Origin of the sequence: Catenovulum sp. 2E275 (assembly GCF_025515275.1) — a bacterium.
GTDB lineage: Bacteria > Pseudomonadota > Gammaproteobacteria > Enterobacterales > Alteromonadaceae > Catenovulum.
Genome location: NZ_JAOPFU010000031.1, coordinates 1 through 13,060 on the forward strand (window position 1 = coordinate 1; position 13,060 = coordinate 13,060).

The 13,060-nt window shown below is 37.1% G+C and carries 9 protein-coding genes; 4 read left to right on the plus strand and 5 right to left on the minus strand.

Features of this window, described 5'->3' with window-relative positions:
• The first annotated feature begins 310 nt into the window (after window positions 1-310).
• Window positions 311-1,264, plus strand: a complete 954-nt coding sequence (locus N7931_RS13625) for a FecR family protein (protein WP_262794815.1) — start codon at window positions 311-313, stop codon at window positions 1,262-1,264.
• 14 nt (window positions 1,265-1,278) lie between these two features.
• A complete protein-coding gene (locus N7931_RS13630; protein WP_262794816.1) occupies window positions 1,279-4,293 on the plus strand; it encodes a TonB-dependent receptor domain-containing protein in 3,015 nt (1,004 codons plus the stop codon).
• A 43-nt stretch (window positions 4,294-4,336) separates the two neighbouring features.
• Here N7931_RS13630 and N7931_RS13635 read toward each other — a convergent pair whose 3' ends face one another.
• The 3 genes from N7931_RS13635 to N7931_RS13645 form a co-directional block, all read right to left on the minus strand.
• The gene (locus N7931_RS13635; protein WP_262794818.1) at window positions 4,337-5,149 is read right to left on the minus strand and encodes a hypothetical protein; all 813 of its coding nucleotides are present in this window, start codon (window positions 5,147-5,149) and stop codon (window positions 4,337-4,339) included.
• 50 nt (window positions 5,150-5,199) lie between these two features.
• A complete protein-coding gene (locus N7931_RS13640; RefSeq protein WP_262794819.1) occupies window positions 5,200-5,982 on the minus strand; it encodes an NPP1 family protein in 783 nt (260 codons plus the stop codon).
• Between the two features lie 119 nt (window positions 5,983-6,101).
• Window positions 6,102-6,596 carry an RNA polymerase sigma factor gene (locus tag N7931_RS13645; RefSeq protein ID WP_262794820.1) on the minus strand — a complete coding sequence of 165 codons (495 nt, stop codon included), beginning with the start codon at window positions 6,594-6,596 and terminating at the stop codon, window positions 6,102-6,104.
• Window positions 6,597-6,809: 213 nt separating this feature from the next.
• Between N7931_RS13645 and N7931_RS13650 the strand changes: the two genes are divergently transcribed.
• Together N7931_RS13650 and N7931_RS13655 are read left to right on the plus strand one after the other, a co-directional pair.
• Window positions 6,810-7,931 carry a phosphatidylinositol-specific phospholipase C1-like protein gene (locus tag N7931_RS13650; RefSeq protein ID WP_262794821.1) on the plus strand — a complete coding sequence of 374 codons (1,122 nt, stop codon included), beginning with the start codon at window positions 6,810-6,812 and terminating at the stop codon, window positions 7,929-7,931.
• Window positions 7,932-7,965: 34 nt separating this feature from the next.
• Window positions 7,966-10,677, plus strand: coding sequence for a TonB-dependent receptor (locus N7931_RS13655; RefSeq protein WP_262794822.1), 2,712 nt, complete (start codon window positions 7,966-7,968; stop codon window positions 10,675-10,677).
• A gap of 118 nt (window positions 10,678-10,795) precedes the next feature.
• Here N7931_RS13655 and N7931_RS13660 read toward each other — a convergent pair whose 3' ends face one another.
• Both N7931_RS13660 and N7931_RS13665 read right to left on the minus strand, forming a co-directional pair.
• Complete coding sequence (locus N7931_RS13660; RefSeq protein ID WP_262794823.1) at window positions 10,796-11,509, minus strand: phosphatase PAP2 family protein; 714 nt, start codon at window positions 11,507-11,509, stop codon at window positions 10,796-10,798.
• The gene (locus N7931_RS13665) at window positions 11,496-13,004 is read right to left on the minus strand and encodes a glycosyltransferase family 39 protein (protein ID WP_262794825.1); all 1,509 of its coding nucleotides are present in this window, start codon (window positions 13,002-13,004) and stop codon (window positions 11,496-11,498) included. The genes N7931_RS13660 and N7931_RS13665 overlap by 14 nt, the downstream gene beginning before the upstream one ends.
• Window positions 13,005-13,060 lie beyond the last annotated feature (56 nt).

A 13,060-nucleotide genomic window follows, 5' to 3' on the forward strand; every position in this document is an offset into this window, starting at 1 on the left:
TGCGTTAAATTCACTTGCAATACGACCCCATGGATGGGGGAGGTAGAGCGACGTCGGAACTAAAGCCGAGACTAGCTATTGACGCGTGAATTTGCTTTGTCCGCACAAAAAAATTATCGTTAGAAACCATGTGGAATTATAAGGTTAAATAATTCCATTAGTTAGAATACACCTTAACCCGAGTTGAGGTTAATTAAAATGCCGCTGTTAAGCGGCATTTTTGTATCTGCGATGTTTGATTTAGCTCTATGTCGCTAAATTGTCATATAAACATGCTAAACTCACGCGAATCCTAACTTTATTTTGTGTTATGAAAACTGACAAATTAGCCATTTTTGAACAAGCTGCAAATTGGGCGGAAAAAGCAACTGAGTTAACGGATGCTGAAAAAGCAGAACTAGAAATTTGGTTGGCACAAAATACGGAGCATCAACAAGCTTATCAAAAGTGTCTGGCGGTTTGGCAATCAGAAAATTTAACCCAAGCGTTAGCAGAAAATGTTTACCAGCCTCAATCCGTTAAAAAAGCTAATCATAAACTCAAATTAACCACAGCATTTGGCTCGTTGGCTATTGCTTTGTTAGTCGGTTATTTTTCAATTAATCAGGATGTCAGCCAGCCAAAATTGGTTGCTCAAACACAAACCTCACAAACTCAACAATTAAACTTAGCCGATGGCTCACAGCTAAAACTAGCAGGTGAAACTCAGTTAGATTTTTTATATCAGCCGGATTTACGCAAGGTTGAATTAACAAAAGGTGAATCGCTCTTTTCTGTTCAGCATTTAACTGATCATCAGCCATTTATTGTTGCTGCCGGAGATACACAAATCAAAGTTACCGGTACTAAATTTTCCGTTGATAAAAATGATTATAGCACTCAAGTTGTGGTGGTTGAGGGTAGTGTACTGGTGTCAAATCATCAGCAAAAAATACATTTAACAGCCGGACAAAGTATTGAAATTGTGGATGGCAAAATGGGAGAGTTAATTTATTTGCCACAACATTATAAACACCATTTAAATACTCAGGACTATTCCGCTGACTGGTTAGAAGCTTATCAAACCAGCTTAGGGTCAGTTATTGCAAAACTGGATAGGCAAATCACAGAACAAATTAGCCTGGAAGAAAGCAGTTTAAAAACACTGCCAGTAACCGGGCGGTTTAACCTTAAATCGCCCAAACAAACGTTAAAAATGATTGCGTTAGCCAGTAATTTGAGAGTATCAGAATATCCGGGGCAAATTATTATTCGTCGAAATTAACCAACGGATACCAAATGTACTTGGCTAACATATTTACATCGGGGTTTGTCATTAGTCATTTAGTTCTTGGTCGGTTAATCATCGGAATGTTAGTTCTCGGAATGTTAACCGGCACTTTCCAAGGTAAGGTATTTGCGACTGAATCAGCACAAGCTCAATTTTATAAGATAAAGCTGGATGCAGATAACTTATTTACTGCTTTAACTCAATTATCCCAACAAACCCAGATCGCCGTTTTCTTTAACCCAAATTTAACTCAAACAACCCCTGCGGATAATCAAATCTTAGCTTTTCAATATGCAGGACAAATTGAATTAACTGATATTTGTAAAGCAATAGCCGCGCATTATCAGGTAAAAATTGAAGTGATTGAAAATTCAATTGTTGTTGCTAAGTTGCCTGCAACTCAACCCGCTTTAACTACGCCGCGAGCAGTTAAATTATCTCAGACTCAACCAATCACCCAACCTAAACCGGAAGAGGTTATTGTAATTGGTTCAAGCGAGCAAAGTAGACAACATAGAGGGTATCAATCCACTCAAAATGCCCAGCCACAAAACAGTGTTCGGGTTGAGCAATTATCTTTATTAAATGCTGCCAGTTATCCAACAAATAATTTGGCCGAATCTTTATTAACTATTGCTGGTATATCTGCCAGTTACGATGGTGGGGAAGGTAGACAATTAGCTATCAGAGGGCTAAGTGGTGACTTTTTAAATATATCGTTAAACGGCATGCAAACTCTGGCTATACATGGCTCAACGCTCGATAGCAGAGAACAAAATGAACGGGCGTTGGCGTTTGATTTTAATGTATTACCAGCGGAGCTCTTTGCGCAAGTTAATGTCACCCGTGATTATCATGTTTCACAAGATAGTGGTGGCATTGGATCTAATATAGAAATTTATAGCATGCAGCATGATGATTTAGCTGAAAGCGATTTAATTAATATTATGTTCGAACAAAATTATAATGCGCTATCTGAGCACTTTTCATACGGTAGTGCAATCAATTGGCAGTTTAAACGGGCTGATTGGTATTACCAGTTTGCGGCTGTTTACAAACAAAAAAATACACAAGAGCAAGGCTATAATACCTATCGTTGGCGCACTTTAGATATTGGCGATACTGATATTTCTGCGTTAAACCAACAATTACAAAATCAGTTAAATAATCAGAGTATTTATTTTGCTAGAGGCAATCGCTATTCAAGTTGGTTAAATGATATTGAACAATTGGGATTAACCGCATCTGCCTATTATATAACCGAAAATATAGCTCATAAATTTGATTGGGTGAGTAGTCAGCTAACCAATCAAAAACGCGAATATCATCTTGCTACTAGAGGAATAAATACGACTGCAATCAGCCAGGATAATTTACAACTCACCGGCATTAATAAACTGACAATCGATCAGCATAATTTTGTTGAATATGCTGAGTTTAGCAATGCTCAATTAGCGACAGAAACTCGCCTCTTACAAAAAGAAACAGAGTTTAATCAAGTGACATGGTCGGGTGAATATCAGCCAAAACCTTCAATTGATATTAACTGGTTAATCGGGCACGCCCAAAACAGGCTCTCTATACCGCAAGATCAAAAAGTATATTTAACGGCATTTAGTGATTTAACAACAGATTACCAAGCCAATCCGAATTACCCGATTAACCTCTACAGTAAAGATGTTAGCTTGGCTGAAACTTGGCAATTGGATGAAATTGATCTACAAAAAAATACCTACCTCATTCGTCAAAATCAGGCAAAAATTCAATTTAATTATCAGATGCTTAATACAGAAAAAACACAGTCACAGTGGCAATTTGGCTTACAATATAAAGATTTTTACGATCAACGGCGGGCTTATCAGCAAGCTGATTTATTAAAAGCTGAGTTTGCCAGTGGGCGTTTAGATAATAACTTGCAGGCAAATTTTTATTTATTGGCGACACAGCACAAAAAACAAGCTTTTGCCGCAGTTGATATAAGCCAAATCATGGCTGCTTATTTGCCACAAAACCAATTTACTGAAGAAGATATTTTGATTGCCGACTCTTATGCGCTTAACCGGCAAAATAGATCAGCTTGGCTTAGTTATCAGTATCAACACACTAACTATCGTTTTGATATTGGTGTCCGCTATGAAAGTTTAAAAAATCAACTTACAGCTACAGACAATACCAAACTTAACCATAAACAGGATAATTTTTGGTTATTAAGTGCCAATTTTCGTTATCAAATTAACCAAAACTGGCAAGCGAGGGTCAACTTAAGTCAAAATTTCACCCCAGTTCAAACCAAATATATGACACCCGCTCAGGTATATTTGAGCGCTTTGGATATATATCAAACCGGCTCAGCAGATTTATCTGCTTATAAAAGCACACAATTATCAGCACAATTATCAGCAACACCGACAGCTACAACAGAGCTGATTAGCGGTATTTATTACAAAAAATTGAGCGGCTTAATTAATTATCAGCAAACCGTTTGGCCTACTTTAGCTGATAACACCCAGCCCCAAGCTGTAGAATCAGCCATATTTTCGCCAACAGGCAACCAAAATGGCTGGCTATTTGGGAGTGATTTAAGTTGGTATTGGCACTTAACTACAAATGTATCATTGCAGGCTGCATATAGTTATGCCGACAGTAGCAGAACTTATCAATATGGTGACTTATACCAGCATCAGGCTCAGATAGAGGGAATGTCAGACCATACAGCGCAGCTTAGTTTAAATTATCATACCCAAAACTGGGGTAGTCGGTTTAATTTAAATTATCGCAGCGATTATATCAGTGAAATTAAATATTCTCGTTTAGGGCAGGACCAACTCGAAACTGGTTTTTTACCTTACGCCAGACTAAACTGGTCAGCTTATTTTAAATTAACACCTGAGTTTGAAATTAATTTAGGGATTAATAATCTTAGTAATGCGTTTTATCGCGAATACGCAGGCCAACATCAGCATTTATACAATACCACAGAAACCGGCAGGCAATTTTATTTACGTGTATTGCTACAAATTTAAGTCATGGTGTAGGCGGTTTATTTCTTTTATTGGTATTCTTATTCTATTGCCAAGTTTGTAACAGGTTTATTGCTTTTTCGCGGTCTGATAGTTTGGCTGAGGAATCAGCTGCTATAGCCTTAATTGCTGATATTAAATCAGGTGCTACATGCTCAGCTTCTATATTTACTAAAATCGAAAATGTTTTGTTTAAATCTAGCTTTTTTAAAATTCTATTTTGTACGTGTCTTGATAAATTAATGTCGTCTGAATTAATAATTAAAGCATTTAGGCTGATATTTTCGTTATCTGAATCTATCAACGCTGTTGAAAATTGCTGAAATTGAGCATAATACTCAGGGTAAGCTTGTTGTAACTTAGGAATTAATTTTAGTAATCTGATTTGATGTCTTGGTTGTTCAAAGTCATAAATAAAATTGACTAATATTGGTAGTAACTGAGGGGTATTTAACATTAACTCTGAATCTAATAAATAATCCCATATCCAATTTTTTTCTTCCTGTTCACCATAGTAGAGTTGCTCTTCTAATAACGCTATATCATTAGTATTGACTCTGCTTAGTGCAGTTAATAGACGCTGCTTTTTGTCTTCAAGAGGTAGGCTTGTATAAGTTACTTTTTGTGTGTCCTTATTTGATTGATCCGGATATATTTTTATCTCTTTTGGTAATTCGTTTGTACTGTTATGTAATTGAGGGAAATCAGTAAGTAGAGTGTTTACTTTTTGCTGGCAAGTCAGTTCAGGCGCTAACGTTTTTGGATAAGGAGTAGAAGATATAGTTAAATAAAGATAAGTAAGTAATATGCTGATAGTTGAACTGAAGGCAATTAAAAGGAATAACTGAAACGCTCTCATAACAAACTCCTAGCGGCCAGATTAATGATATCCTCTGGCCGCATCATATATTAAAAAGCGGGATAGCCAGATGGTAAACCTGCATTTAACTTATTAATAAAGTTAGGGTCATTAAATGGTGTGTTCGCATTACCAAAATCTGTTGTATTAAATAAGTTTTTCAAATCACTATTGGTTACACCAGAATCGCCTTGCATCAAACTCCATGAAACTAGAGTTGGTTTGTGCCAGGCACCTGTATCATTTTCTGCGATTTCACCTGCATCTCCGGGACGAAAAACATGGGTTGATGCACCATCTTTATGGTACACAATTCTAACGTGCTGATTATTGCTATCGTCATATACGTAAGCATTAGCAGGTTCAGTAACTACATCGCGGTGTTTTGAATAACTAACATGCGTCATTGTATTATTTGTAAGCCAAACAATAACAAACTCCCAGTCATGTCTATGACTAAAAGCATCATCAAATAAAGCACCATCAATCGCCTGATCTTTTTCAAAATAAAGTGCATACATGTGTGCGCAATATTGATTGCCATTACTACTAAGGCAAGTGCTTCTGTGGTTAGTATTTGAATTTATTAAGTCAGATAAATCATGGCAGTTACCTGAAATATCACCAGTTGGCTTCAAGCCTCCATTAGCTTGTCCGTCACGACCAATACCAACTGATGGATAACAGCCATCAGTATCATAATCAAACCTAGGTGACCATAAATCTGCGCTACTGGTTGCGTTTTCTAATAATTTAGGTGGTGGTGCAGCAAATACCAATTGGCTTATGCTTGATAAACAAACTAGGAGTAAACTTAATGCTTGAATTTTCATTTTATATATCCTCAGTAAATTGAAATTGTTAAAAGACTTCATAATGAAATCTTTTATAAAGAGCTTCGAGGAATATAAAAGGCGACAATTTAAAATATTAAAGTTTTGTGTATCTTAAGTTATTCGCCCAAATGCATAGCAATTTGCGCTAAAGCTCGGTTGATATGCTTTTTTACTGCTTCTTCACTTAATTCTAATTCTTTTGCGATTTGTTCACGGCTTTGGTTTTGTAAACGGCGACGGATAAATACTTGCTGGCGCATTGGCGGCATATTATTTAATACAGCTTGAATGGTTTTAATTTTTTCTTGTTGTAAATAGTTTACTTCTGCACTTTGGGTTTGGCGCGGGTCGAGTGTTTCATCATAACTGTCATGATTGTTTGCATTATTATTTCCGCTTAATTTCCATGCAAAGTGGCGGGCAACAGTGACCGCATAAGCAAGTGGGTTTTGAATTGGCTCACTTTGATTACGCTCAATAACAGTTGTAAGTGTTTCCTGATATACATCAGCCTGATCATCATGTGTTTTAACCCAACGACGGATCATTGCTTTCAATTTGGGCTCTTCTTTTAACAATGCAGATGTAATTGAAAACTCGCTTTTGTTCACAGCTATATTCTTAATTTTATTAATAAACCTTAAATATGTTGGCAGATAAATATGACAAATTAATTACTGTTAAATTAAGTTAGCGTTTTGGCTGATGCTTTAAACCATCAACAAAATAATTAAATTTTTTTGTCCCCTTTTTTCTACTCACTACTCATTAATAGCAAAACCGAGCGATTTAACTAAGACACCAACAAGGTAGACGAGGCTAAAATGAGAGCGAGTCAACTTACCGAATTAATTAAGCTTAAACAGCGTTTTAGCTATTTACTGCTATTTGCTTTTTTGCCGTTTTTTGTAGTTGCACAAAATCAGCTAAAACTGAATCAGATTCAGGTGATTGGCAGCCACAACAGCTATAAAACTGGGTTAGATATCCATATCGCCAAACAGTTAGATCAGATAGAACCAGGGTTTGCCGATAAAATTAGTTATGCTCACCCAAGCCTACCAACCCAATTAGATTTAGGTTTACGTCAGCTCGAAATTGACATTTTAATGGATGAGCAAGGTGCACTTTTTGCCAAGCCATTAGCGCAAAAGTGGACTTCCAACCAATTACATACTAAAGCGCAGCAACGAGCGCTTAATCAACCCGGATTTAAAGTATTACATATTCCGGATATAGATGTTCAAACCCATTGTATTAGTTTTAAAAGCTGTTTAAGTCAGTTAAAAAACTGGTCGAATCAAAATCCTAATCACTTGCCGGTTTATATTTTATTTAATGTTAAAGAAAGTCGTTTTAATAAAATAAACGGTGTGATCCCTGCTGTTTTAAACTCACAAAATTATCAGGCGCTTGACCAGCTAATTTATACTGAATTGGGCAGCGAAAAGTTAATGACACCCGCTTTAATTAAGCAACCCAACTTAACGCTATCGCAGTCTATCCGCCAGTTTGGTTGGCCTGAGTTGGAGCAGGTCAGAGGTAAATTTGCATTTATATTTGACGCCAACAAAAACCAGTTAGCTCAGTTTTCTGCCAGCCAAACACACGCCATTTTTGCAGCTTTTGAGCTTAATCATCCCGATGCTGCTTTTTTAATTTATAACCATCCATTGCTTCAGGCCGAACAAATTAAACAAGCTGTGGAACAGGGATTTATTGTGCGCACCAGAGCCGATGAGTTTAACCATAATGAATCACCAAAAATGCGCGCGTTAACTGCTATTAACTCAGGCGCACAAATTATTTCAACCGATTTTTATAAAGGTGCAATGCAAACCCCTCTAAACGCTCCTTTTGTGAGTTTTGAGCTGGTCACAAGCCAGCCAAAAAACCTTTTTGCACGCTGTATTCATTTAGCGCCGAATACAAAATGCAGTTTTTAAACATCATTTTAATTCAATTATTTTCGGAGATATTATGAAAATTCAAGCTTCTAAAACTTATCTGAGTTTAGCTGTTGTTGCTGCTATATCAGGTTATAACTCAACGGCTTTAGCTGCAGAAAGCCAAGCTCAGCCGCAAACCCAAATGGAAGAAATTACAGTAAAAGGGTTTCGTCAGAGTTTATTAAAAAACCGAGATGTAAAGCGCGACTCATTAATAGCGCAAGACAGCATTGTTGCTGAAGATATTGCAGATTTTCCTGATTTGAATTTAGCTGAATCATTACAGCGAGTGCCCGGCGTAACAATTACCCGTGAAGGAGGGGAAGGACGACAGATTTCGTTACGTGGTTTAGGGCCAGATTTTACTCGCGTTGAATTAAACGGCTTAGATGTTTTAGCAACCAGCGGCAGTAGTATGGATAGTCGTGGTCAGGCTAATCGTTCTCGCGGATTTGACTTTAACGTGTTTGCATCAGAACTATTTAGCCAAATTGATGTTAAAAAAGCGTTTTCGGCCAGTATGGAGGAAGGTGGTATTGGTGGTACTGTTGCACTTAGACCTGCCAAACCGTTTGATTATCAGGGTTTTAATGCAGCAGTTTCTGCTCAAGCTGGGGTTAATTCTATGGCAGACGGAACTAGCCCAAGATTAGCAGCATTAGTATCCAACACTTGGGATAATTTTGGTGCGTTGTTTTCAGTAGCTTATAGTAAACGAGATACAGTTGAAGAGGGCTATAATACTTACCGCTGGCGCCCATTAGATGCATCTGGCTCAGATATTAGCGGGTTAGATCAGGCTGTTCAAGATCAAATAAATAACAAAGAAATACGTTTTGCTCGCGGTAATCGCTATTCAATCTGGCAAAATGAACAGGAGCGTTTAGGGGTAACTGCCGCGTTTCAATTTAATGTTAGTGACAAACTATCTTTTGATTTAGATGTACTCTACGCAGAACTCAACAATAATAAAAATGAACACCATATTGCAACACGTGGAGCTGGATTATCAGCATTAGGTGGAAGTACAACAGCCGGTGGTCAAACTGTTGGTGGTGCTGTAGTCAATGATATTAAAATCAGTAATACAGGTGAAGCCATTTATACTGATATTAGCAATGCTACTTTGGCGACAGAAAGTCGTATCCAAGTCATGGATACAACATTTAATCAAATTTCATTATTAGCAGATTGGCAAATAAGTGATTCAACAGTTGCTAAGTTTTTAATTGGACATTCAGAAAATGAATTTGTGATCCCTGTTAGTGACAAAGTCTTTTATGAAGGGTTTGGCGGTATTATTTCGGATTATAGTAAAGACAGGTTTTATGCACAAAATACCTATGACTTTGATATTGCATCTATTGACAACTGGAAAATGCATGAATTTGATTTAGACGAAGATGAGCAAAACTCAAGTATAGATACAATTAAATTATCATTTAATACATTTATAGGTGATAGCGGTGAACTAAAATACGGTTTATTAAATAAATCCTTTAGTTCAGATGGTAAAAGTTATCGCATTGCTGATGCCTTAAAAGCTGAGTTTGAATCAGGAGAGATCGACAATACTTTAGATCCAGCATACTTCGAGGTTTTTACTGACCATGATAAAGCGAATTGGGCGGCGGCTAATGTTGTTAAAGCTCAGGATTATTACGGAGTTAATGCAAACCTGACAGAAGCTAATTTATTAACTAATAGTATTTATGATTTAGAAGAAACAACTCGTTCAGCATGGGCTGAATACCAATGGCAAAATGAACTATTTGGCGGTAATTTTGGCGTTAGGTATATTCAAACCGATGTGAAGTCGATTGGTTATATCTCTCAAAATGATGAAAATATTAAAACTCAAGCTGAGCAAGACTATTCTTATATTCTACCTGCATTAAATTTAGTCTGGTATGCAGCGGAAGATCTACAGTTCAGAGCCAGTATTAGTAAAAACTTAACACGCCCGGCACTAGCTTCATTGGCTATTTCAGGTAGCGTCAATACAGATAAAATGGAGCTTAGTTCAGGTAATCCTGGATTATCTCCATATGAATCTATTAATTACGAAACCGCAATGGAATGGTATTTGACCGATAGTGGTTTTTTAACTGCAGGCGTGTTTTATAAAGATATAGATAATTTTGTAATTAGTAAATCTGTTGAAATGCAATATAAGAATACTGGATTTTCAGAATCATTATTGGCACCGGGCCAAACTGGAAATACAGTATTTACTTATCATACTAGTGTCAATGGTGAAAAAACCAGTATTCAGGGAGTAGAGTTAGGCGGTCAGTTAGATTTTACTTTTTTACCAGCGCCTTTTAATAATATGGGGGTGATTGCTAATTATACTTTTGCTGATGGTGAAATGGATTACTACGATGGTGATGTTTATTTTGCAACCAAAGCTTTTCCGGGGTTATCTGAACATTCTGCTAATGCAACCTTGTATTATGAAACTGAAAAGTGGGGAGCTCGTATTTCAACTGCCTATCGTAGCGAGTATATAACGCATGTTGCTTCACCAACTGATATAGATCAAGATGAAGCTGGATTCCATGGCTCAACTTATATCGATTTCTCCGCTTTTTATCAGTTAAATGAGCAAGTTAAGTTGACCATCGAAGCGGTTAATCTAGGTAATGAGCGTGAAGAACAATATAGTGACTCAGATGACCGAGCTTATAATACCACAGAGTTTGGTTCGACTTATTATTTAGGGGTTAACTACAAATTTTAAGTTGAACGTTAAAACCTAATACAAGTGATTAAGATAAAAAGCGCTTAGCTAGTAAAATCGGCTAAGCGCTTTTTTATAAGAGTCAGAGCTGGTTATTTAACCTGAGGTGCAGCTAAGGTTATTTAGGATTAAGCGGATTTTCGAGCTTAAAAGCTTTACCTAATGCCAGATTTGTAAAATATACAACCCAAAATGCAAATATGGTGTCACTTAAAAAGTGGCCACCTTGCACAATACGGGTTAGGCCAACAATAATGCCAATACCCAAACCAATATAAAAAGCTCGGCGTGAACGCAGCAACCAACCAAGGGCAATAAAATAAAAACCCATAGAGGCATGGCCACTAACAAAAGAGCAGTTTCTATCGCATTGTCCTGAATACTCAAATGCAGCAGTGTAAGTATCCGGGCCATTAAACTCTTGAATTTCAACCGGTCTTGCCCGGCCAATCGAGTTGTTTTTCAAAACTTCGTTAACTAATAATCCCGGACCAATTAATAAAGAGGCCAATAAAAAGCTGTAAATCCACTTTTTATGGTAGTTTTTATAATCCTGCTCACGGTCAGCGGTTTTATATTTTCGGTAAAAAGTAATCGCCAACACTATCAAGGCAGGTAAAATCACAAAATGTGGTTTAGCAAATGCGTTATAAATGGCTCTGATTAGCGGATTATTATTTAAATAAAAACCACCTTGTTGTGCATCATAAAACAACCCTGCCACACTAATATCTATTCTGGGGGCGATAAGCGTAAAAAAGATCACAGACAAAATTAGCAGGGCAACATCTACTCGTAAAAGAGACTGTTTTAAAAAGTTATTCTGACTCATCAGAAACCTCATGCTGAACTAGTGTTTTAATGACAGATTTACCCTTAAAGCCGGATACTTTGTATAAGCGCGCTTCTCGGCTGTAATTGTCATACACTTTACGGGTTTGCTCGGTTAGTAATTCAACCTGAGTAAAGTATTGATTAAGTTCGGTTTCTGTCCATTTATCGGTAATAAATAAAAACGCCTGATAGTCACTTTCGTATAACGGATACATTAAATCGTAATGATGCGCAACGTGAAAATCGCCATCTAATGATACGCCGGTGAAATCCTGCGGCGTTAAATAATAACCAAAATAGGCTAGTAGTTTGCGGTGATCACTGGCAAGTTTATGATCAGGATATTGGTCAAAATAAGGTTGGAATTGCTCAACAAATTCAGGCCAGCCATTAATGCGTTTATAAGGGTCATTGCTTTTAGTGCGCTCAACGCCAATGGCATCGGTAAAGGCATTAAAGTGATAAAACGCCGCCATTAATGCAATATTGACGGCTAACCCAGCTTTTAACCAAGTTTTGGCTGTCATTGTTGATAGGTAATAACCAGTTAGTAAGCTAGCACTTACATAAGCGGCTGCTGCCCAGTTCATATTGGCTTTAGCCAATAATGCTTGAGTGGAAATAATAATAATTGTTGGCCAAAACAAACACCACAGCAGTTTTTCGTTATCTGTTTTTGGTTTTGATTTAGCTCCTTTCACTAACATTAAAACTAATAAAACCGGGCCAAATACTAATAGTTGCAAACACCAAAACTCAGTCATTCGGCCAAAACTAATTGGTTTTTCACCTTGTTTTGAAATTTCAGAGGTGTGCTGAAAACTAATAAAATCGTGCTGATAATTCCAGTATAAATTAGGTAATAAAAACAATACTGCAATTGCACAAGCTAACCAGAATCTTGGATTGGTCAGAATTTTTTTACCCTGCTCAGATACCACTGCAAAACATAAAAATGCAACCGGTAATAAAACAAAAGTATATTTAGATAATAAACCAAGGCCACCAAAACAACCGGCTAGAATCCACCAGCCAAGTGCATTATTATCACGGGCACGGATAAAAGCATAAGTTGCACAAGCCCAAAAAAATAATTGTGGCGCGTCTGTGGTGATAAAGAGTGAATTTAAGCTAACCAGTGGCATAAACAAAAATGCAAGTCCCGCATAAAAACCAGCTTTTTCGCTGAATAATCTGCGGTTTATGCGATAAGCAACAATAGCGGTTAAACAATATAAAACGGGCGCAGCTAATTTTACAACCCATTCTCCATTGCCAAATAAGCTGGTGGTTATGCTAATTAACCAGCCAACAACAGGCGGTTTTGAGTAATAACCCCAGTCTGGGTTTTGTGCCCAACTTAAATAATAAGCTTCGTCGTAGAATAAAGTTATTGGGGTGGCAAGAGTTACCCATTCGCGATAGATAAAAGTGAGTAGGGTGATTCCAACAAAAGTCAGAAAACACTTTGAATAACAATTAGACTGATTCAATTTTGCTTACTTCCGCTTTATTTTTATGCAAACAAAAGTGCAAAATCTATTTGCAC